Origin of the sequence: Actinopolymorpha sp. B9G3, from assembly GCF_040120725.1 — a bacterium.
Classification (GTDB): Bacteria; Actinomycetota; Actinomycetes; order Propionibacteriales; family Actinopolymorphaceae; genus Thermasporomyces.
The window spans coordinates 96172-117957 of sequence record NZ_JBEEAB010000004.1 but is presented as its reverse complement, the minus strand read 5'-3'; the positions used below and the strand labels follow the sequence as shown (position 1 = coordinate 117957).

The 21786-nt window shown below is 69.4% G+C and carries 21 protein-coding genes; 12 read left to right on the top strand and 9 right to left on the bottom strand.

Annotated elements, in window-relative coordinates; translation table 11 throughout:
• The first annotated feature begins 53 nt into the window (after nt 1–53).
• Complete coding sequence (locus tag ABNF93_RS09390; RefSeq protein WP_349327461.1) at nt 54–395, top strand: hypothetical protein; 342 nt, start codon at nt 54–56, stop codon at nt 393–395.
• A 119-nt stretch (nt 396–514) separates the two neighbouring features.
• A complete protein-coding gene (locus ABNF93_RS09385) occupies nt 515–781 on the top strand; it encodes a GlsB/YeaQ/YmgE family stress response membrane protein (protein ID WP_349327460.1) in 267 nt (88 codons plus the stop codon).
• A gap of 75 nt (nt 782–856) precedes the next feature.
• On the opposite strand, the gene ABNF93_RS09380 is transcribed toward ABNF93_RS09385, so the two are convergent.
• A complete protein-coding gene (locus tag ABNF93_RS09380; protein WP_349327459.1) occupies nt 857–1474 on the bottom strand; it encodes a TIGR03086 family metal-binding protein in 618 nt (205 codons plus the stop codon).
• A gap of 72 nt (nt 1475–1546) precedes the next feature.
• Here ABNF93_RS09380 and ABNF93_RS09375 point away from each other — a divergent pair, with 72 nt between their 5' ends.
• Entirely contained in the window at nt 1547–2017 is a 471-nt protein-coding gene (locus ABNF93_RS09375) for a MarR family winged helix-turn-helix transcriptional regulator (RefSeq protein ID WP_349327458.1), read from the top strand.
• 11 nt (nt 2018–2028) lie between these two features.
• Here the strand turns inward: ABNF93_RS09375 and ABNF93_RS09370 are convergent, their stop codons facing one another.
• Nucleotides 2029–2943, bottom strand: a complete 915-nt coding sequence (locus ABNF93_RS09370; RefSeq protein WP_349327457.1) for a LysR family transcriptional regulator — start codon at nt 2941–2943, stop codon at nt 2029–2031.
• A 90-nt stretch (nt 2944–3033) separates the two neighbouring features.
• On the opposite strand from ABNF93_RS09370, the gene ABNF93_RS09365 reads away from it, so the two are divergent.
• Together ABNF93_RS09365 and ABNF93_RS09360 are read left to right on the top strand one after the other, a co-directional pair.
• Entirely contained in the window at nt 3034–3399 is a 366-nt protein-coding gene (locus ABNF93_RS09365; RefSeq protein ID WP_349327456.1) for a MerR family transcriptional regulator, read from the top strand.
• Nucleotides 3400–3582: 183 nt separating this feature from the next.
• Entirely contained in the window at nt 3583–4590 is a 1008-nt protein-coding gene (locus tag ABNF93_RS09360; protein WP_349327455.1) for an aldo/keto reductase, read from the top strand.
• A gap of 33 nt (nt 4591–4623) precedes the next feature.
• On the opposite strand, the gene ABNF93_RS09355 is transcribed toward ABNF93_RS09360, so the two are convergent.
• The 5 genes from ABNF93_RS09355 to ABNF93_RS09335 all read right to left on the bottom strand — a co-directional run bounded on the left by ABNF93_RS09355 (nt 4624) and on the right by ABNF93_RS09335 (nt 9739).
• A complete protein-coding gene (locus ABNF93_RS09355; RefSeq protein ID WP_349327454.1) occupies nt 4624–5787 on the bottom strand; it encodes an NYN domain-containing protein in 1164 nt (387 codons plus the stop codon).
• A 146-nt stretch (nt 5788–5933) separates the two neighbouring features.
• Nucleotides 5934–6593 (bottom strand): response regulator, encoded by a 660-nt coding sequence (locus ABNF93_RS09350; RefSeq protein WP_349327453.1) that lies wholly within the window; start codon nt 6591–6593, stop codon nt 5934–5936.
• Nucleotides 6590–7996, bottom strand: a complete 1407-nt coding sequence (locus tag ABNF93_RS09345; protein ID WP_349327452.1) for a sensor histidine kinase — start codon at nt 7994–7996, stop codon at nt 6590–6592. The genes ABNF93_RS09350 and ABNF93_RS09345 overlap by 4 nt, the downstream gene beginning before the upstream one ends.
• A gap of 181 nt (nt 7997–8177) precedes the next feature.
• The gene (locus ABNF93_RS09340; protein ID WP_349327451.1) at nt 8178–8387 is read right to left on the bottom strand and encodes a hypothetical protein; all 210 of its coding nucleotides are present in this window, start codon (nt 8385–8387) and stop codon (nt 8178–8180) included.
• Nucleotides 8388–8473: 86 nt separating this feature from the next.
• Nucleotides 8474–9739 (bottom strand): DegT/DnrJ/EryC1/StrS family aminotransferase, encoded by a 1266-nt coding sequence (locus ABNF93_RS09335; protein ID WP_349327450.1) that lies wholly within the window; start codon nt 9737–9739, stop codon nt 8474–8476.
• A 273-nt stretch (nt 9740–10012) separates the two neighbouring features.
• On the opposite strand from ABNF93_RS09335, the gene ABNF93_RS09330 reads away from it, so the two are divergent.
• From ABNF93_RS09330 to ABNF93_RS09305, 6 genes are all read left to right on the top strand, one after another.
• Nucleotides 10013–11821, top strand: a complete 1809-nt coding sequence (locus ABNF93_RS09330; RefSeq protein WP_349327449.1) for a peptide ABC transporter substrate-binding protein — start codon at nt 10013–10015, stop codon at nt 11819–11821.
• Nucleotides 11822–11948: 127 nt separating this feature from the next.
• Complete coding sequence (locus ABNF93_RS09325; protein WP_349327447.1) at nt 11949–12980, top strand: ABC transporter permease; 1032 nt, start codon at nt 11949–11951, stop codon at nt 12978–12980.
• A gap of 32 nt (nt 12981–13012) precedes the next feature.
• Nucleotides 13013–13849 (top strand): ABC transporter permease, encoded by an 837-nt coding sequence (locus tag ABNF93_RS09320; RefSeq protein WP_349327446.1) that lies wholly within the window; start codon nt 13013–13015, stop codon nt 13847–13849.
• Nucleotides 13846–14853: an ABC transporter ATP-binding protein gene (locus ABNF93_RS09315; RefSeq protein WP_349327445.1), complete on the top strand. Its 1008-nt coding sequence runs from the start codon at nt 13846–13848 to the stop codon at nt 14851–14853. The genes ABNF93_RS09320 and ABNF93_RS09315 overlap by 4 nt, the downstream gene beginning before the upstream one ends.
• Nucleotides 14846–15649 (top strand): ATP-binding cassette domain-containing protein, encoded by an 804-nt coding sequence (locus tag ABNF93_RS09310; protein ID WP_349327443.1) that lies wholly within the window; start codon nt 14846–14848, stop codon nt 15647–15649. The genes ABNF93_RS09315 and ABNF93_RS09310 overlap by 8 nt, the downstream gene beginning before the upstream one ends.
• A gap of 8 nt (nt 15650–15657) precedes the next feature.
• Complete coding sequence (locus ABNF93_RS09305) at nt 15658–17496, top strand: polysaccharide deacetylase family protein (protein ID WP_349327442.1); 1839 nt, start codon at nt 15658–15660, stop codon at nt 17494–17496.
• A 24-nt stretch (nt 17497–17520) separates the two neighbouring features.
• Here ABNF93_RS09305 and ABNF93_RS09300 read toward each other — a convergent pair whose 3' ends face one another.
• Both ABNF93_RS09300 and ABNF93_RS09295 read right to left on the bottom strand, forming a co-directional pair.
• On the bottom strand, nt 17521–18420 hold the full coding sequence (locus ABNF93_RS09300; protein WP_349327441.1) for an aminoglycoside phosphotransferase family protein: 900 nt from the start codon (nt 18418–18420) through the stop codon (nt 17521–17523).
• 225 nt (nt 18421–18645) lie between these two features.
• The gene (locus tag ABNF93_RS09295; RefSeq protein ID WP_349327440.1) at nt 18646–19848 is read right to left on the bottom strand and encodes a DegT/DnrJ/EryC1/StrS family aminotransferase; all 1203 of its coding nucleotides are present in this window, start codon (nt 19846–19848) and stop codon (nt 18646–18648) included.
• Between the two features lie 260 nt (nt 19849–20108).
• Between ABNF93_RS09295 and ABNF93_RS09290 the strand changes: the two genes are divergently transcribed.
• A complete protein-coding gene (locus ABNF93_RS09290; RefSeq protein WP_349327439.1) occupies nt 20109–21767 on the top strand; it encodes a hypothetical protein in 1659 nt (552 codons plus the stop codon).
• Nucleotides 21768–21786: the final 19 nt, after the last annotated feature.

Below are 21786 nucleotides of genomic sequence, written 5' to 3'. Positions count from 1 at the left end.
CCGTAACGACGCGGGCTTTATCGACCGCCGTCCGCCGGATACGTTTCTCATCTATGGCCGAGCCTTACACGTACCAGATCGACCTATTCGACAAGGACGCATGGCGGACCAGCACCACCGCGCAGGACCGGACCGTCGGGGACCGCGCCAGTGCCGACATCGCGCGCGCGATCCTCGAGGACTGGATCATCGACCATCCCAGTGACCTTGCCGGCGGAGGACGGGTAACCGTCTTCGATGATCCGTCCGACTACCCACCGGATGAAGGCGCACGCGTCCGGGTTCTTGTCTTCCGCGAGGTTGCGGAGGATTCCGGGCCCGCGCAACCCGCCGCGGCGGCCTACCTTCTCGCCGACCCGGACGCCGAGGATCCGCACGCCTGGGTGAATCCCTGACGCCCCACTGTCACCTGTGCTGGGAATCGCTGCGGTTTCGAGTGGTGCGAGCGGGTAGTACAGCCCGGACCGCGATGGCCGATCGTCGGCCACGAGAGACACGAAGGGCGCCACACATCATGGGCATCATCGCCTTCCTCATCCTCGGACTGATCTGTGGAGCGATAGCCAAGTTCCTCCTGCCAGGCAACGACCCTGGCGGTTTGATCGTCACGCTCGTCATCGGCGTCGCCGGCGCCCTGCTCGGTGGATTCCTGGCCGGGGTGCTGTTCAACACCAGCCCCATCGATGAGTTCTGGGACCTCTCGTCCTGGCTGACGGCGATCATCGGCTCCGTTCTCGTCCTGCTCGTCTGGCGCGCTGTCGCGGGCCGGACCCGCCGCTGAGCGGTTGAGCGGTGGGAGCCCACCTGCGACGAACGTCTCCGGACACCGCTATCTGACCCGCCCAGGCCGCGCGGCTCAGAGTCCGGGCGTAGGGGCCTCGCCGGGCCACGCGGGCGAGCGTCCGAGCAGCCGCAGGATTCGATCGAGCGGGTCATCCGCGGGAGTCGACGGCAGTCGGGGACGGAACGACGCTCCAGGCAGCGTGCGAAAGTCGCTGTCCGGCACTGCTTCGGCGACCGGCAGGGCGGCGTGGAGAAGGTCGGCGTCGAGCTTCCATGGTTGCCCCACCGAGCGTGCGACGTCCCAGCCGTGCACCACACAGTCGACGAAGTGGAAACTGATCGCCTGGGTCGCGGGGAGGGGCTGGTCGGTCAGCTCCGCGAGGAAGAACGGCTGGTCCAACACACCGTCCGCCGCGAACGCCGTCATGACGTGCTCGGTGGCGGCCGTGTGGTCGGCCATCGGGTCGGCGCCGAGCGGACCGACTTTCCAGATCGCCGGGTCGGCGCCACCTCCCTCCGCAGCCGCCGCGAAGCCGTGGTTCTGGACGATCATGTGCGCGAGCAGGTCGCCCAGATTCCAGTCGGCGCACGGAGTCGGCCGCGACAGGTCGTCATGGGTGAGGCGCGACACGACCTCGATGGTGGCTTCGGCCGCGCGCCGGTGCTCCGCGCGAAGGTCAGGGATGCTCATAATGCCTCCATTAATATGCGTGCGCTTACGATCTGCTAGAGCACATGATTTGTCAAGGCATATCGTCGTTCCATGCGGAGGAAGTCCACGTCGGGAAGCCGCCCCACTCGCCCCGACCTCGCGGCACTGGTCGCGCCGTTGGGCCGCACCCTGATGGCGGCCGAACTCCCGGTCCTGCGTGCCCACGACCTGTCGATGTGGGGCTATACCGTTCTCGTCCGGCTGGAGGACGAACCGGTGCGTACGCAGGCCGCGCTGGCTCAGGCCATCGGCGCGGACAAGACCAGGATCATCCCCATCCTCGACGACCTGCAGGACCGCGGCCTGATCCGCCGTGAGCCCGACCCCGACGACCGTCGGGTGCGTCTGGTCTCAGTGACCGCGAAAGGCCGTCGGGTTCGTACGTCCGCGCAAGACGCCATCCAGCGTCAGGAGGAACGGCTGCTGGCTCGAGTGCCTGCCGCCGACCGCCGCGCGTTCCTTCGCGTCCTGCAGGAGCTCTCCAGGGTCTCCGCGGACGAGTTCATCGACCCGTCCGCGTAGCCCAGGGACATTCACGAAGATCCGACCTGCGCTCCACCTGCGGTCAGCTCCGTGGCGATCGCGAGGAAGCGCTCCAGCGTGGCCGACCTGTTGTCCACCGACCAGGCGAGTGCCATGTCCCAGGTCGGTATCCGGTCACTGAGCGGGCGATAGGTGACAAGGTCAGGGTCGACGTCCGGCGTCGGGGCCAACATCAGCGACACCCCAAGGTTGGCACCGACCAGCGCCACGATGGTCTGGGCATCCCCCGCCTCCTGCACGATGCGCGGAGTGAAGCCGGCCCCGCGGCAGTGGTCGATGATCGCCTCGTAGCCGGTCGACCCTTCCTCCCGGTGGTAGACGACGAAGGCTTCGCCGGCCAACTCAGCCAGCGAGATGCGACGTTTGACCGCCAGTGGGTGGCTCGCGGGGAGGACAGCCACCATGGCGTCCCGCGAGATCACCCGGGTGTGCAGTCCGCTGTAGGCGTTCGCCGGTTGCTGGGGGCGGAGGAGTCCGACATCGAGGAGACCGGCCTGGAGTGCCGGAATCTGTCGCATCGTGGTCATGAACCCTGCCTCCAGCCTGACCTCCGGACAGACCGCCCGAAATCGGCCGACGAGTCGGGGAACGGCTGCGTAGGTCGCGGACTGGACGAAGCCCAACCGCAACGTCCCGATCTCACCACGGGCCGCGCGCCGGGCATCTTCCGCGGCCACGTCGAGCTGCCCGAGGATCTCGCGGGCTTTGCCGAGGAAGATCTCGCCGGCCGGCGTCAGGGCGATCCGCCGGCGGGCGCGGCTGAAAAGTGGTACGCCGAGATCCCTTTCCAGCGCGGCGATCTGACGGCTCAGCGTGGGTTGCGCCATGTGCAGCCGCGCGGCGGCCCGGCCGACATGCATGTCGGCCGCCACTTCCACGAACGCCCTGAGTTGGTAGACCTCCACGCACCACAGGATGCCTCAGAGAAGCCACGCAGCGGGACCGGGCGCCGAGGAGCTTGACCCCAGGCGTACATCACCCCCGATCATGAGGGCATGACGTCGTACGAACCGGCGGAGGCGTCCGAGCGCACGGGCCTCAGCCTGGACACCTTGCGCTACTACGAACGGCTCGGACTTTTCGGCCCGGTGAGTCGCACGGCCGGTGGTCGGCGGATCTACACCGACGGCGATCTCGCCTGGGTGCAGCTGCTGGTCTGCCTACGCCGGGCCGGCCTGGGCATCGCCGACCTCCAGATGTTCATGGGCCGGCTCCGTAACGGTTCGACCAGCTCCGGAAGCGTGGTCGAACTCCTCGAGAACCACCGCGCCGAACTCGGTGGCCAGCTGGCGCAGCTGCAGACGGCCCTTCGCGTGCTGGACGAGAAGATCGCGCACTACCGAGCGACCGACGGAACCTGAACCGCCGGAGCCTAGGACCTGGAGCGCGCTCCAGGTCAAGGGATCCGGACGAGTGTCCGCACCCATACCGCGTACGCATGACGTACGACCGGATTCTGCATTGGACGCGCCGGTCCTCGGCTGCCTACCGTTCCACCGCGACGTCCGCGCATGGTCGGAAGTCGTTCGCTGGAAGGAATCCCTGTGGACTATCGCTTTGTGGGCAGTACCGGCCTCGAGGTCAGCGAGCTGTGCCTCGGCACCTGGCGGTTCGGCGACGAGTCCGACGAGCAGACCAGCCACCGCATCCTCGACGAGTTCGTGGCGGCCGGCGGAACCTTCATCGACACCGCCGACGTCTACGGCTACAACCGCTCCGAGGAGATCATCGGCTCCTGGCTCAAGGGCCGCGCCCGCGACGACCTCGTGATCGCCACCAAGGTCTATGGCGAAGCCGGGCCGGGCCAACTCGTCCAGGGCGCCGGACGCAAGCACATCTTGACAGCGGTCGAGGCGAGCCTGCGGCGGCTGCGCACCGACTACATCGACCTCTACCAGGTCCACGTCTTCGATGACGTCACACCGTTGAAGGAAACGCTTTCGACGTTGGACGGTCTGGTGAAGAGCGGAAAGGTCCGGTTCGTCGGGGCCTCGAACTACACCGGCTGGCAGTTGCAGAAGTCGATCGACCTGTCCCGCCAGCATGGCTGGGAGCCGTTCGTCTGCCTGCAGCCGTACTACAACCTGCTCGGCCGTGACGCCGAGTGGGAGCTGCTCCCGATCTGCCGGAACGAAGGTGCCGGCCTGATCGCCTACAGCCCCCTCGCCGGCGGTTGGCTCTCCGGCAAGTACCGCCGCGACCTCGGCGCCGCGCCGGCGGGCACGCGTGGTGAAGTGGACGGAAGCTGGCAGCGGCGCGACACCGACGAGACCTGGCGGGTCGTAGACGCCCTGCTCGCAGTCGCCGACGAGGCAGGGAAGACACCCGGTCAGGTGGCGTTGCGCTGGCTGCTGCAGCGACCGGGCGTCACCGCACCCATCTTCGGCGCGCGGACGCTGGAACAGCTGCGTGACAACCTCGGCGCCACCGGATGGACGTTGAGCGAGGAGCAGATGGACCGGCTCACGCAGGCGAGCGACCGTCCGCTGCCCTATCCGTACGAAACCCAGGCTCTGCCACAGTTCCAGCGCCGCCTCCGCCACCCGGCCTGATACCCAGCGCTTTCGTGACCCGGTAGCTCGCGGTCAGGCTGATCCGCACATGGCGCAGTCGCCACGCCGGCGGAGCCAGTACGCGAACGCCGCCGCGGCCAGTGCGGCGCCCCACAGTGGCCAGAACATCTCCGGCAACCAACCCGCGACATCACTGTCACCGCCCGGGAACATGGCGGCGAAGCGGCCGGTGACGGCGAAGCGGACGAACATCACCCCCGCGGAGGCGACGACGACCGACACGATCCCGGCCGGCACCACCGCCAGCATCACCGGCACCCGCCGACCGCGCAGGCCAACCATCCACCACGGGAAAACCTCACCCCACCGCTGGACCAGGCCGAGCGTGAGGATGGCACCGGCCACGGCCAGCGTCGCGAGCCCAGCTCCCAGGTAGACCGCCGCACCCAGTTCGTCGAGCAGCTCCTGGGTGACGCCCCACGGGATCCCGAGCGCCCAGGCGTACCTCGTGGCCGCGTAGCCCACCGGTATCGCCACGGCGACGCCGACCGCCCAGCGTCCCCAACGCGCCGCGGCGGCCGGGGAGGTCCACGCACCGTCCCGGCCGGTCCGACTCCGCCCACATGCGGCGCACCCACCGGTGATCCTGCGATGGTGAGCGATCGCCGCGACGAACCACGCCAGTCCGGCAACGCTGAGGACCGCCATGTTGACCACCGGCCAGTACCAGAGGACGACCCCTTCCGGGGCGGCTCCGGCCATGGTCAGAACCAGCATGATCGGCGTGTAGGCGATGGTGGCGAGCAACCGGTAGTCCGGCAGGACGACTGCCAGCGTCAGGCCGAGCCCGATCGCCAGGCCGCTCGGTATCCGGGCCACCAGCGTGGTCGCCAGGGAGCGGGATCGGCCGGGCGGTCTGGCGTCCGGTCCCCGCGAGCCCGGACGAACGAACGCCATCACCCAGGCCAGGACGACTCCGAAACCGGCGAGCCCGGTGAGGATGCCGGCGCCGACCCGGGGACTCCAGAGCCCCAACAACGACAGTCCTCGCACCTCGTCCACCGCGGGATCGGCGGGGTTGCCGCCCGCTCCGAGCAGCCAGGCGATGCCCAACCCGAGGTAGGCGAGCGACCAGGTGGCGGCGACCGGTAGCGCGAGCGCGGTCCATCGCCGGGTAGGTCTGGACCGCGGGGCGACCGGTCCTCCTGACCGGGCGTCGTCGACATGGACGGACATGAGGATCTCCCTTCTGCGGGCGCCTGGGCCGGCGCCGTCGAGGAAGAGCCTCGCTGCGGTTGGCGCGCATGACGTCGACCTGCGGTCGCGACCACGTACGCCGAGGGAATGACGTCAGGAAGCCGGAGTGGCTAGGGCGACACGACCTACGAGCCGGGCCGGACGAGACCGGACTCGTACGCAAGAACGACGGCCTGCACCCGGTCGCGTAGCCCGAGCTTCGCGAGCAGGCGGCCGACATGGGTCTTGACCGTCGCCTCGGACAGATACATCCGGCTGGCGATCTCGGCGTTGCTGGCACCGGTCGCCACCTCGACGAGGACCTCCCGCTCCCGGTCCGTGAGCCGCTCCAGCGGGTCGGGACCGGTACGGGGCCCCGGGAGGTCCCGGGCCACATGGGCCAGCAACCGCCTCGTCGTGGACGGCGCGAGGACCGAGTCGCCGGCGTGGACGGCACGGATGGCGGACAGGACCTCCTCGGCCGGTGCGTCCTTCAGCAGGAAGCCGCTGGCTCCGACCTTCAGTGCGGCGAACGCGTGCTCGTCCAGGTCGAACGTCGTGAGGACGACGACCCGCGCTCCGTCCCGGTCACGTTCCAGCAGCCGGCGGGTCGCCTCCACACCGTCCATCCGCGGCATGCGTACGTCCATCAGCACGACGTCGGCGGCGACGGTCGCCATGAGGTCGAGCGCCTGCGCGCCGTCGCCTGCCTGGCCGACGACCCGCATGTCGTCCTGGGAGTCGACGACCATGGCGAGGCCGGTGCGTACCAGCTCCTGGTCGTCGACGAGCACGACCCGGATCACGTCGACGCCTCCCTCGCGCGCGCCGGCAGGTACGCAGAGACGGCAAATCCCCGGCCCCCGGATCCTCGCGGCTCGGCGGGCGGCACGACGCTCATCCGCCCACCCGCCAGCGTCACCCGCTCGCGCATGCCGACCAACCCCTGACCGTCGTGTCCGCCCGGCGCAGTTCCACTATCCCGAACGGCCGCACCATCCCGAACGGCTCCACTATCCCGAACGGCTCCACTATCCCGAACAGCCCCACCAGCCGATGCGGCTCCACCCTCCCGCGTGCCGCCGTCGTCGGTCACCGCGATATCGAGCCCGCCGTCGATCCAGGTGAGCCGTACCGACGCCGAGGCGTCGCGGGCGGCATGCTTGACGACGTTCGTGAGCGCTTCCTGGACCACCCGGAAGGCCGCCAGCGAGGCGGCGCGATCCAACGCGAGAGCGGTCCCCGTGGTCGTGAGCTCGACCGGCAACCCGGACGCGCGAACCCGTTCCACGAGGGCCGGAACATCGTCCAGCGTCGGCTGAGGCGTTGTCTCGGCCACCTCCTCGTCGCGACGCAGAACCCCCAGGACGGTACGCATGTCGGCCAATGCCTCCCGCCCGGTGCCAGCGACCATCGCCAACGCCTCGACGGCACGGGCGGGATCCTTCGCGGCGGCGAACCGGCCGCCCTCCGCCTGTCGCACCATCACCGCCAACGAGTGGGCCACGACGTCGTGCATCTCTCGCGCGATCCGCGACCGTTCCGCTGCCGCCGCCTGCTCCGCCCGCTCGGCCCGGTCCTGCTCGGCACGCCGCGCCCGCTCCTCCAACGCGACGACGTAGGCCGCCCGGATGCCCCGGAACCGCCCCAGGCCCCAGGGCGCCAGGACGGCGGCGACCAGCGCAAGCAGGACGAAGAGCCGCCAGACAGCGCTGTCCGTCCCGCTCTGGCCGGCCATCCAGTCCCCCGGGAACCACAGCCGGACAGTGGTGAGGACCGCACCGACGAGACCGATCACCAAGGCGATCGTCGGCCAGGGACGCCGGGAGTACGCGGCGACGGCGTACAACGCGACCGGATAGACCAGGGCGCTGGGAAGCAGGATCGATGGCACCGAGTCGACGCCCAGCTCTCTCGCGCCCGGCCCGGTGAAGTCGGGCGCCAGCACGAGGGCGAGCATCACGAGGCTGCAGGAGAGGTACGCCGCCACCGGCCAGGTCCGCCGGGTGACAATGGTGAGGTGCCCGATCAGCACGAGACCGATCACTCCGACCCTCGCGGCGAGGGGCCACTCGGCACCCCACACCAGGGTCACAGACGTCCGGCCGATCACCAACAGGAGGGCCACGGCGAGGACGGCGTCGCCTGCCCAGGTGTGCCGGATCACCCAGTTCTCCACGGTCGGCAGGCTCACCGACGGTCGCTCCATCCGGCCGATCCTAGGCTTCGCCCGTCGTGGCGACGTCAGCCGGCGGGATGACGGTCGTCAGCCTCGAGGCGTACGCAGCCCCTACCCGCCAGGCTCGCTGGACGTGGGCGTCGACGGGGCGATCCGGTTGCGCGTACAGACCACGACGGAGACGGCCATCTGGACGTCTCCGAGACAACCTCTAGAAGGCGCCGGGGAATCCGCTGCCATCGACGTCCCGGACGTGATCGAGCGAGGTGTCGCGCTTCTCGATCCCCCGGTTGACGTCGGCGTCCAGCTGCCGCTGGCGCCTCTCCCTGCCGGGCACCCAGGGCAGACTCGCCCCGCGCTGGCCGAGGTAGACCAGCACGACAGCCAGGACGATGATGCCGATCAGGATCCCCATGAGCATGCCCATCATGGTGGCACCGTCCGGCCAGGCCGTCCATCGAAGGCCGTAGCGCGGGACAGACGCCGGTCCGCACACGCCGCCACTCGTCACCGGCGGGTGAAGACGTGGTGCACCTTGTGGATCGCCGCGGCGATGTCGTCCACGTCGCTCTCGTCGTACGCCTCGTTCCAGGAGACGACCACCAGCCGCTCGTCGATCAGTGACTCGGCCACCGGGCAGATCCCCCTGTCGTAGCAGGGCTCCTGGCTGGCCGGTGGTGCGGTGAGGGGGTAACCGGAGCCGCCGTACGTACGCCGTTCGGCGAGCACCGGGGTGCGGTAGACCGGTCGGGTCAGGTATCCACCCGACGCCGGGATCCCCTCGGCGGCCAGGGCCCTGCCGTAGTCGTGGTTGGTGCCGCCCGCCGCCTCCGCGTCGTCCACCAGCAACGGGTACTGCCAGTACGACATGCCGCCGGTGTCGCGTGGCGCGCGGAGTCCGGACAGTCCGCTGATCGCGTCCGTGAGCCGCAGTGCGGTGGCCCGTCGCGCGGCGACGACGCCGGCGAGCTTCGGCAGCTGCGCCCGGGCGACCGCCGCCTGCAGCTCGGTCATCCGGTAGTTGGTCGAGAGGAACAGATGGGTGCGTTCGTCGGTGTCGCGCGGCCATCCTTTGTCGGCGAACAGGCGCATCCGCCGGGCCAGCGCAGGATCGTCGCTGATCGACAGCCCGCCGTCGCCGGCGGTGATGTGCTTGGACTGCTGGAGGCTGAAGCATCCGATGTGTCCGATGGTGCCGGCGAGCCGGCCGTCGTCGACCCGGGTGAGGTACGCCTGGGCACAGTCCTCGATGAGGACGATGCCGTGTTCGTCGGCGACTGTCCGAAGCTCGGCTGCGGGCGCGGCGGAGCCGAACAGGTGGACGACGCAGATCGCCCTGGTCCGGGACGTGATCCGCTGGCGTACGGACTCGACGTCGAGGTTCCCTGTCGCGGGATCGAGGTCGGCGAAGACGGGTACCGCGTTCTGCAGCAGCATGGGCAGCACGGTGCCGGCGTCGGTGATCGGCGTGGTGATGATCTCGTCGCCTGGTTCCGGGTCGACCGCCGCGACGGCGAGATGCAGGGCGGCCGTTCCGGAGCTGGACGCGACGGCGTGGCCGATGCCGTAGTAGTCGGCGAACTCCCGCTCGAGCGCGCGGGTCTCGCCGCCGACCGTGCAGCCGAGCTGGCCGGACGCGATGACGCGGCCCAGCGCCTCCAGCTCCTCGGCACCGAGCGTCCTTCCGCCGGCCTGGTTGACGGTCGGGAAGGGGGCCGTGCGGACGGGGTCGCCGCCGTCGCGCGCCAGTGTGCCGTTCGTTCGCCCCGTCACGAAGCACCTCCAGAAGTCTTTCGGTTGCGGTCTGGACCTTATCTCGACCACTCGGCTCACGGGCTGGCGAGCCGCGGCGCTGTCCGGTGTTGGAAACGGTCGTCCGTGTACCTGTGTGAACTGCTGATTGCGTCCTGATCTCGCGCATTGACACGGACTTGGGCGAGCCCTACGGTCGTGACCGGATGTCTGTCGGGGGTCGGACACACTCGATTCACTTGGGCCCGGAAACCCACTGCGCACGATGCCGGTGGGGCGAAGAGAGGTTCACCGATGGACAAGCGCGCCGCAATGTGGGTACCACCCGTGGGAATGTCGCGACGGGAGGTTCTCCGGATCTCCGGCCTGATCGGGCTGGCCACCGGCGCGTGGTCACTCACCGGATGTGGGCTGTTCGACGGTGGTGACGTCGAGGGGACGGACAGTCCCGGTAAGGGCGGCAAAGACACATCGGTCCTGCGGATCAGCTTCGTTCCCGTCGAGGTCCTCGACCCGCAGGTCATCACCAACGGCATGTGGATTCTGACCCGCGGCATCCTCGAAGGGCTCGTCACCCAGAACGAGTCCGGTGACGACGTGGTACCGGCGGCCGCCACCGAGTGGTCGGTGTCACCGGACAACCTCACCTACACGTTCCAGCTCCGCGCCGACGCGAAATGGTCCAACGGCGACCCGGTCACGGCGCACGACTTCGAACGCACCTACCAGCGGCTCTTCACCCCCGCCGGGACCAGCGCCGGTGGGACCACGCTGGGTGCCAACTCCTACCAGGCGTCCACCGGGATCAAGGGCGCGGAGGAGTTCCTCGCCGGCGTGCTCGAGGACTGGTCGAAGGTCGGCGTGAAGGCGACCAGCGACCGCGAGCTGGTGCTGACCCTCGCCAACCCCAACCCCGACTTCCTGCTGGCCCTCACCCACCCGGCGCTGTTGCCGCTGCACATGGACTCGGTGGAGGCCAAGCCCGACGACTGGCAGAACCCGCCGAACTTCGTCTCCAACGGTGCGTACGCGGTACAGAAGTGGACCAAGAACTCCAGCATCCTGCTCGTGCCCAACACGCACTACTGGGACCGGGGGAACGTCCACCTGGACCAGATCGACGTCAAGCTGGTCGAGCCCAGCGCCACCGGGACGGCCACCGTGCCGTACGAGAACGACGAGGTGGACATCCTCGGGATCAGCGACGCCGACATCCTGCGGTTCCAGAAGGACCCGGAGCTGTCCAAGCACCTGAAGTCGGTGAGTACGTACAGCATCATCTATCTCGCGAAGCTCCGTAGCGAGAACCCCGCCCTCGACGACGTACGGGTCCGCAAAGCACTCTCCCTCGGCCTCGGCCGGGAGTCCCTCGCCGAGGTGAGCCCTGGCCTGCATCCCGGTCTGTCCCTCGTGACCGAACGCACCGCCGGCTGGGATGACAGCATCGCGGTCCAGGAGGACATCGACGAGGCGAAGCGGCTGCTCGCCGAGGCGGGATACCCGGGCGGCGAGGGCCTGCCGGAGATCAAGGTCCTGGCCGGAGTGCAGACCCCGATGGTCGAGGCCATCGTCGACACCTGGAAGCGCAACCTCGGCATCAAGGCACGGGCGGATGTGGTCGAGGCCGGCGTCTACGTCGAGCGCCGGTGGCAGGTGCAGAAGGGCGACTACATCGGCTTCTACTACGGCTCGTTCGCGGGTCTGCCGACCTGGCCGACGATGGTCGGCACCCTGTGGTCGCCCAAGGACGTCCAGATGATGAGCCTGCCGGCCGACGTCTGGCAGCGGTACCAGAAGGTCCTGGCGGACACCAAGCTCAAGCCGGCGCAGAAGACCGCACAGCTGAACGCGATCCTCGCCGAGGAGTCTACGGCCGACTCCCGCCGCCTCGCCGATCTCGTCACCCAGGCCAAGGCAGCCGACGAGAGCACGCAGCTCGAGCTGTTCAAACAGGCGGCGAAGCTGCGGGAGGAGCAGTACCTCTTCGTCCCGGTCGTCTGGGCCGACATCTTCTTCGCCGTCCGTCCCACGGTCACGGGCGTGCAGCTGCGGCCCTACCCGGACTTCTTCTACCTCAAGCCGCTCGGCCTCACGGGCGCCTGAGCGGGTCGGACAGCGGGACCGCGCCTGCGGACCGCCCAGCAGGGACCGCACAGCAGGGCCGCCCAGCAGGACAGCCCAGCAGGACAGCACAGCGACGCTCGGTGGCGTACGGTGAGGAGGTGAACGGGTGGGATTCGTTGTGTACGTGGCGAAACGGGTCGTCCGCCTGATCGTCTCACTCGTGGCGGTCTCGATCATCACCTTCACGCTGCTGCAGCTGGCCCCGGGGAACTTCGCCGACATCGCGCGGGTGGCGAGTGGCGCGACGAACATCGGCGGCGCCGGTACGGAGCAGATGGTCGGCGAGCTGCAGGCGCGTTACGGCGAGCAGGTGCCGGTCTGGAAGCAGTACCTCATCTTCATGAAGGGCGCGGTCACCTGGGACTTCGGTCCCTCGTACAAGTACGCGACCCTCGACGTGCAGGAGATCATCGCCCAGGCGTTCCCGGTGTCGGCGACCCTCGCGGTCATCGCGGTCGTCCTCGCCCTGCTCATCGCGGTGCCCGTCGGGGTGTTCGCCGCCCTGCGCCAGAACTCCCTCGGCGACGCGGGAACGATGTTCGTGGTGACGCTCGGGCACGCGCTGCCGAGCTACCTGACCGCGGCGTTCCTCGTCCTGCTGTTCACCGCGACGCTGCACGTCCTGCCGTCGAGTGGATGGGACGGGCCGCAGAACATGGTGATGCCGGTGCTCGCGCTCGCCCTCGGGCCCGCCGCCGTCCTCGCGAGGTACGTACGGTCGTCGATGCTGGAAACCCTGCGCGAGGAGTACGTAACCGCAGCACTCGCCAAGGGCGGACCCCAGCACGTCGTCATCATCCGGCACGCCCTGCGCAACTCCCTGATCCCGCTCGTCACGGTGGTGGGTCCGTTGCTCGCCGCGTTGATGACGGGGACGGTGTTCGTCGAGGCACTGTTCCGGATCCCGGGGCTCGGGCTCTACTTCGCCGCCGCCGCGGCCAGCCGGGACATGCCGCTCCTGATGGGCACGGCGTTGTTCTTCGCCCTCATCCTCATGGTCACCAACCTCGTGGTCGACCTCATCTACGGCGTCCTCGACCCGAGGATCAGGAGTGAAGGGGGGTGGGGACGATCGCAACCGCGGAAGGACTCGACGCAGGTCGAAGCGACACAGGCCGCGACGACGCAGGCCACGTAGCAGCTGCCACGGCCGAACGCGCCCGTGGGCCGATGGCCCGCGCGTGGGAACGCTTCCGGCGTAACCGGCTCGCCCTGGTCAGCCTGGTCTTCTGCGGTCTGCTCGTCGTCGTCGCGCTCGCGGCGCCGCTGCTCGCGCCCCACCACTACGCCGAGACCGACTTCGCGAACAAGCTCGCGTCGCCGGGTACGGCCGGGCACCCGTTGGGCGCGGACCTGTTGGGACGCGACATCGCGAGCCGGCTCGTCTACGGCCTTCGTACCGCCCTGATCGTCGCGTTCGGCGCCGAGCTCACCGCGCTCGCGCTGGCGTTGCTCATCGGTCTCGTCGCGGGGTATCTGGGCGGGCGGATCGAGCAGCTGCTGATGGCCCTGACCGACGTGATGTACGCCTTCCCCAGCTACCTCTTCGCCGTGGTCATGGTGACGGTCCTCGGCCGCAGCATCTTCGCCCTGGTCCTCGCGATCGGGATCGCGTCGTGGGTCACGCAGGCCCGGCTGGTGCGCGCGCAGGTGCTCACGATCAAGCAGCGGGAGTACGTCGAGGCAGGACGCGCGATGGGTGCCCGCGGCCCGACCATCGCGGTCCGCTACATCCTGCCGAACGCCATCGGCCCGATCCTCGTCACGACGAGCTTCGCGATCCCCGCCGCGATCGCCGCCGAGGCCGGCCTCGCCCTGCTCGGGCTGGGCGTCCAGCCACCGACGCCGTCCTGGGGTCTGATGATCGCCGAGGGCACCCGATACCTGCTCGCCGCGCCGCACCTGCTGGTCTTCCCGGCCGTGCTGTTCGCCCTGACCCTGCTGGCGTTCACCTGGGTGGGCGACGGCCTGCGGGACGCGTTCGACGCGAGTGGGGACCAGCGATGAGCGGCGAAAAGCAGACGGCGACCGAGGCACTGCTGTCCGTGCGCGACCTGCGGACACAGTTCGCCCGCACCGGCGAACCCCTGCGCGCCGTCGACGGAGTGAGCTTCGACGTCGAACCCGGCAAGGCCCTCGCGATCGTCGGCGAGAGCGGCAGTGGCAAGAGCGTCACGGTGCGGAGCCTGCTGCGCCTGTTGCCACGCACGGCCCGCATCACCAGCGGTCGGGCGTACTTCCGTCCCCGTGGCGGGGACGCTCGCGACCTGCTGGCCCTCGGTTCGCGCGCGCTGCGACGGATACGTGGTCGTGACATCGGCATGGTCTTCCAGAACGCCATGGAGGCCATGAACCCCACCCTCACCCTCGAGCGTCAGCTCACCGAACACCTGCTCTGGCACGGCATCTGCGGCAAGGCGGAGGCGCGGGAGCGTGCGGTCCGTGCCCTCGGTGACGTCGGCATCCCCGAGCCGGAACGCCGGATTCGTACGTACCCCTTCCAGCTCTCCGGCGGCATGCGCCAGCGCGCGATGATCGCCATGGCGATGGTCACCGAGCCGGCGTTGCTGATCGCCGACGAACCCACGACGGCCGTCGACGTCACCGTGCAGCGGCAGATCCTCGACCTGCTCGCGGGTCTGAAGGACCGTGGCACCGGCGTCATCATGATCACCCACGACCTCGGGGTTGCCCGGTACTTCTGCGAGGACGTCGTGGTGATGTACGCCGGTCGCGTGGTCGAAAGCGCACCCACCCGGGACCTGCTCGACACACCGCGTCATCCGTACTCCGTCGGGCTGCTGGACTCCAGCGTCGAGCTGGGTGCGAGCGCCCGGGCGCTCGCACCGATCCCCGGAAGCCCGCCCGACCTCGCCCGGCGGCCGGAGGGTTGCCCGTTCCACCCGCGGTGTACGAAGGTGGAACTGCCACGCTGCCAGACCGAGCAGCGACTGGTGCAGCTCGGCGACAACCGGACGGCCGCCTGCTGGAAGGCGGTGGCGCATGCCTGACACGAACGACGTGTTGGTCCGCGCGGACAACGTGACCAAGGTCTTCTCCAGCCGGGCCGGCGCGGTCCGCGCGGTCGACGGTGTCACTCTCGGGGTCCACCGCGGTGAGACGCTCGGCCTCGTGGGCGAGAGCGGCAGCGGCAAGTCGACCGTCGCCCGCCTCCTGATGGGGCTACAGCCGCCCACGTCGGGGCGGGTGCTCTTCGACGGGCACGACCTCGCGACCCTGCGCGGACGGGCGCTGCGGACGACGCGCCGACGGATGCAGATGGTGTTCCAGAATCCGTACGGCTCACTCCTCCCCCACTACAGCGCCGCCGGCAACGTGATGGAGCCGATGCGCCTGCACGACAACGGGAACAAGGAGTCCCGGCGAGCCGAAGCGCTGCGGCTGCTCGACCTCGTGGGCGTGAGCCCGCGGTTCGCCGACCTGTATCCACGGCAGTTCTCCGGCGGACAGCAGCAGCGGATCGCGATCGCCCGGGCGCTGGCGCTGCAACCCGACCTCCTGGTGTGCGACGAGCCGACGTCCTCCCTCGACGTGTCGATCCAGGCGCAGATCCTGGCGTTGCTGCTCGACCTGCGGACCGAGCTGGGACTCACGTGCCTGTTCATCTCGCACAACCTGGCGGTTGTCGAACGCCTTGCCACGCGGGTCGCCGTGATGAACCAGGGGGTCGTGGTGGAAGAGGGTTCGACCGCGGCACTCTTCCACTCGCCGCAGCATCCCTATACCCGCACGCTGCTGAGCGCCGTCCTGCCGGTACGCGGCAACGCAATCACCATGCCGACCTGAGGAGTTCCGTGGGATCCGCCACCCGTACTCTTTCACCCGCCCCGATCGGTCTCGTCCTCGACGACGGTGCCGCCCAGGCCGCCCACCACGAAGGGCGAGACGCGTGGTGGCTCTACACGACCGAGGTCCTTGATCACGTGCGGCTGCCGTACGACGTCCTCGCGCCCGACGCGCTGACAGGGCTTGGGGCCGCCACGGCCGACGCACCCGGTGTTCTGGTCTTTCCACACCCGCCGTCCTTGGATGCCGCTGCCGTTACGGCTGTCACGGGATGGGTGGAGCGCGGCGGGGCTCTTGTCCTGTGCGGCGGATCGGGAACGCTGGTCGAGCTCACCGGCGTGACGGCCGGATCGCCGGTCGCGGACGGGCACGTCGAGGTCGTCAAGGGCGCCTTGACACAGCCGCCGGACGTGCCACTCCATGCGTACGGTGGTGTAGAACTCGCACCTGGCGATGGCGGCGACGTCCTTGCGAGGTGGACCTCTGGCGCGGCGGCGATCGTGGCGCGCATCCTCGGTCGAGGTGTCGTAGTCGTCTGCGGCGTCGATCTCTGGCAGTCGATCGTCCGCATCCAGCAGGGGTTCCGGGTCGAGCAGGACGGCGCGCCGGCCGCGGACGGCTCGTGCCCGGTCGACGACGGCATCCTCAAGTGCGACGACGGGCTGCCGCTGTCCTACGAGCGGGACCGGGCGCTGCCGCCCGGCGAGGCCGGAGTGGCCGAAGGGCTGTTCCCGCACGAGTATCCGCCACCCGCGGCGGCGCCGATCTTCCACCGCCCGCAGGCCGACATCTGGCGCCGGGTGTTCCTCACGCTGGTCCTTGACGCCGCCGAACGGTGTGACGTCGTACTCCCCTGGCTCTTCTACTGGCCAGCAGGGGTCCCCGCCGTTGCGCACATGTCGCACGACTCTGACGGCAACGTGTCGGAGTACGCCGCGACGGCACTGGAGGTCTTCGACGAGATCGACGTCCGCGTGACGTGGTGCCACGTCTATCCCGGCGGTTACGACCCGGCGATCGTGCAGGCGATCGCCGACCGGGGGCACGAGCAGGCCCTGCACTACAACGCGATGGAGGACGCCGACATCGCGTCATGGGGATGGCCACAGCTGCGCGCACAGTACGCGTGGGCGCAGGCCCTCACCGGCCGGGAACGCATCGTCTCCAACAAGAACCACTACACCCGCTGGGAAGGCTGGCACGAGTTCTTCGTCTGGTGCGAGCGGATCGGCATCGAGATCGACCAGTCCCGCGGGCCGAGCAAGCAGGGCGACGTCGGATTTCCATTCGGGAGTTGCCATCTGTGGTTCCCGATGGCCGACGCGGCTGAGGCGAACCGGCGGATCGACGTCCTCGAACTTCCTCTGCACACCCAGGATCTCGCCTGGGCCGGGCACGAGGCGAACCGTGACGTGATCCTCGACCAGGTGCTGGCCGAGCACGGCGTCGCGCACTTCCTCTTCCATTCGCCGCACCTGCACCTCCGGCCGCCGACGCGCGCCGCGTGCGTCCGCCTCGCCGCCGAGGCCAGGTCGCGCGGCATGGTGTGGTGGACGTCGGAGCAGCTCAACTCCTGGGAGCGCCGCCGGCGTGGCGTGCGCCTCGACGTCACGGGTGACGCGGATGGCGCCCTGCGGGTCGCCGTTGAGACCGACGAGGCGTTGGACGGCGCCGCCGTCCTGCTCGCGGTGCCGGGGCTGGCCGGCGATGCGGCGTTCACGGTCGAGGCAGGTGCCGGGACCGCGACGGTCGTGGTCCGGCACGGCCGGCCGTTCGTGGAGCTGGCGACGGACCTGCCCACCGGCAGCACGTCGTTCCTCCTCCGGCAGGTGCGCGGCGTCGGCTGACGTGCGGGACGGCTCAGGGAGGGCTCAGGGTGAGCTCTCGGCGAGGACCTCGGCCAGCGCGTGCGAGGTCTGGCGGATCATCCCGGGATTGGTGTCCCAGTAGTACGCCAGCCCGGAGACCGCCTGGTAGAGCGTCCAGCCCCGGCCACGCAGCCACGACGCGTCGTCGACGTCGAGCTCGGACCGGTACCTTTGGCGGCTGTCGCCTGCGAAGACGTTCCATGCCGGCTGTAGGTCACACGCGGGATCACCCACATTGAGGCCACCGAAGTCGATCACCGCTGACAACCGGCCGTCGACGACGAGCAGGTTCCCCGGGAGCAGGTCGCCGTGCAGCCAGACGTCCTTGCCGGCCCAGGGCGGAGCGGCGAGCGACTCCTCCCACGAGCGCAGCGTGGCATCGCCGTCGATCCGGTCGCCCAGCTGGGCGATCGACCGCCGGACCTGCTCGTCGTGTTCGGCGAGTGGTCCACCTCGACCTCCACGCGGTCGCGGGTGCGCACCGGCCGTGTCGATCTGGCGCAGTGCCGTCACGAACGCGGCGAGATCGACGGCCGCCTGGTCCAGATCCTCGAGTGTGCCGTTGGCGTTGTCACCGTGCAACCATTCGTACACCGACCAGTCGAAGGGATAGCCCTCGGCCGGCCGGCCCGTCGCCACCTGCACGGGAAGTGAGAGAGGCAGGTGCGGTGCCAGCTTCGGCAGCCACTCCGCCTCCTTCGCCGCCTGTTCGGTTGCCCAGCCGATGCGCGGGAGCCTGGCGGACAGATGATCACCGAGTCGGTAGATGTCGTGATCGGTTCCGTACGACACGACCAGGCTGATCGGCAGATCCGCCCACTGGGGGAACTGCCCCGCGATCAGGCGACGGACCAGCTCGGCGTCGGTGATGATCTCGTCGGTATGCATCCTGGTTCGGCCCACCGCGGCATCCTTGGTGAGCCACCCCAGTCCCTGCAACCGGATTTCGCCCCGGCAGGCGAGAGTGCTCGCCCAGTGGCCGACCCGCAAATGACCACGCTGAGCACGCCTGTGGTACCTGGAACAGGCATGGACGCCTTCATGAGGTGCACAGGCCTACCGGGCGTGGTCATTGCGCGTCAGTTGGTCCCTGCCGCCCTCAGCGGAGCCCCTCAGACGAGGTGGCCCTCAGTCGAGGTGGCGCAGGACCTTCTCGATGGCCGTGGCGACGTCATGGATGTCCTCCTCGGTGCCGAGAAGGACGGGTTGCGGCAGCCACACAGTGTCAGAGGCCAGCAGGTCTGTCGCCGGCAGCTCCGGCTCCGGGTACGGCTGCCCCAGCCGGCCCGTGATCGACGCGATCTCCGCGCGGAGCGCACCGTTGCGATGCAGGCCCTGGTACCCGCCCGAGCAGGGGATCCCCTCCGCCGCCAACGCTCGTACGAAGGCATCGCGGCTCTCGGCACCACCGATGCCGGGCAGCCGGAACACGAACAGGTGCCAGCCGTGCGCGGTGACCGACGTGACGGCATCCGGAACCCAGACCCCCTCGACCTTCCCCAGCAGCTCGGTGAGGAGGGCGGCGTTGGCGGACCTGACGGCCTGCTGCGCAGGATGGCGCCGCAGCTGGACGCGCAGGATCGCCGCCTGGAACTCCGTCAGCCGCAGGTTGTAGCCGAGCCGCTCGTGCTGGTACCAACCGCCCCCGCTGACCCTGCCGACGTTCGCCAGCGAGTAGAGGTGGTCGGCGAGTTCGTCGTTGTCGGTGACCACGGCACCGCCCTCGCCGGCACTCATGTTCTTGCTGGTCTGGAAGCTGAACGTACCGACGGTGCCGATTGCCCCGACCCGCCTCCCCTGCCACTCGGCGCCGTGGGCCTGCGCGGCATCCTCGACGATCGCCAGGCCGTGCTCGCGGCCGAGGTCAGTGAACGCGGTCATGTCACACGGACGCCCGGCGATGTGCACAGGCATCACGGCCTTCGTCCGCGGGGTGAGGGCCGCCGCCGCTGCGGCCGGGTCGAGGAGGTACGTCGCGGGATCGAGGTCCGCGAAGACCGGGACCGCCCCGACGAATGTCGCCGCCGCCGCGCTGGCGATGAAGGTGTAGGACGGGACGACAACCTCGTCACCGATCCCGACACCGACCGCACGCAACGCCGCGGCGAGTGCCAGCGTGCCGTTGCAGACACAGACACAATGTGCCGCCTGCTGGTAGGAGGCGAACTCCCGCTCGAAGGTCGCGACCACCTCGCCGTGCGTACTGCCCCACTCGCCGGAGGCGAGTACTTCGGTGATCGCCCGGGCCTCCTCGTCATCCGAGCTGGGCCACCGAGGGAAGGGCGTTGTGCGGACTGGGCTGCCGCCGTTCTGGGCAAGCAGTGCTGACATCTGCGGTCACCTCGGCCTCGGGCTGCTGCGTACGGCTCGGAACCTGCAGGATCGCCGCCAACCCGATAATGGGTCAAGACCGGATATCACGTGATGGCCGTTGCCGGTCTGGACAGTTCACCCCGTCGCTCGGGACGGGGACAGGATCTTGACCAGGTCCCGGTGCACGAGTTACGGTCAGGCCCTAAACCCATGGAGGTCACCGGACCGCGTGCCCGCTGTGCGCCCAGCCCCTTCGCTGTGGTGGAAAGGAATCCGCGATGCCCGGCACATCCTTCGAGTCCCACCCCGCGAGCCCGCACTCCACGGGTCAGCACTCTCACCCCGCCATCGGGAGTTCCCCGCTCACCAGCCGGCGGAGCCTGCTTGCCGGAGGTGGCCTGCTCGGCGTCGCCGCCGCCACCGGTCTCGGGATTCCGGCACCACCCGCCCGCGCGGCGTCGGCGTCGGCGTACGACTACACGTCGCGGGAGACGTTCGACACCTTCGACCGGATCTTCCACGAAGGTGGGGCCAGCGGTCAGCCGGACGAGCCCAACGAGGCGGGTGGGCTGGCGTGGGGTCAGTCGTACGTGCTCCTCGGGTTCCTCCGGATGTACGAGGCCTACCGAGACACCTACTACCTCGACCGGCTCATCACCAACGTCGACCTCATGCTGGACCAGCGCGACAGTGTGCGTGGCGTCACCGACTACCGCGGCCGGTCGCTGCCTGCCTGGCGGGCAGCGAACCCTTACACGGTTGGCACCGTCGAGCTCACCGACTCCGCCGGACACCCGGTCCTGGAGGTCCGTAGCGCGCGGGCCTATGCCGACACGGCCACCGCGATGGTCAGGGCCGGCAGCAGCGCGGACTCGTTCACCCTCGAGGTACGCAACGCGCAGTACGGCTACGTGGACACGTTCGCGAACCTGGTAATGGATCCGGCGAGCCCCGACTACGCGGTCAGGCGGGTCTACGACGCCTATCCCACGCTGACGATGACGACCGCGCGTGACCTGCGGGGCACGGGCGACGAGAGTGGGCTTCCAGGGCACGGGACGTTCAGCTTCGGCTCCCAGCCGGTGATCTTCGCCGTACACACGGGGATGGTCACCTATCCGGTCGCGGCGTACGTGCGGACCGTCTACGACGACCCGAAGCTGCGTAACAACCCGCACTACAAGGGAAAGGCCGACGAGTACCTCGCCGCCGTCACCGCCGCCGTCACCGTCCACGACGACGAGTGGCGGGAGAGCGACGGACTGGGCTACCTCCAGTGGCCGAAGGGAATGCCGGTGCCGTACGACGGCACCGAGCAGCCGGTCAACCAGAGCACCGCTCTCGGCCAGACCTACGCCGAGCTCGCCGCGGCGACCGGGAGCGCGCGATACCGGTCCCGGACCCGGGCGATGGCCCGGATGGTCGCCACGCAACTCACGGTTGACGGCGACCAGGCGTACGTCTGGACGTACTGGCCGAAGTTCGGCGTCATGTACGAAGGCTTCGCCAAGACGGGGTCTCCGGACACCGACGTCTCGGCCTACACACCGGCGTACGGGTCGGGTGGCGTCGGCGCACAGCAGATCGAGGATCTCAGCCACGGTGCGATCAGCGTGGAGTTCGCCGCGTTGGCCTTCCGCGAGAAGCTCGCCTTCGACGGCTCGGACATGGCGAGGTTCGCGCGCACCTATGCCGACAACCTCGCGACCGAAGCCGATGGCGTCGCCACGACGTTCGTCCGGGTCGACGGAAGCGGCGCTCTCGCCACGTCGGGTCAGTACCTCCAGGCACCGCGCTGGCTGCCCGTGGTCCGGTGGGACGACCGGATCTTCCCACACTGCCGCGCGGTGTACGTCGACCACGATGTCCAACCGGGCTACGGTTCCGGCCTGGCGGCGATCGGCTATCTCAACTGGGCCGCCCGCGGTCGTACCTGAAACTCGGCGGCCTACCGTG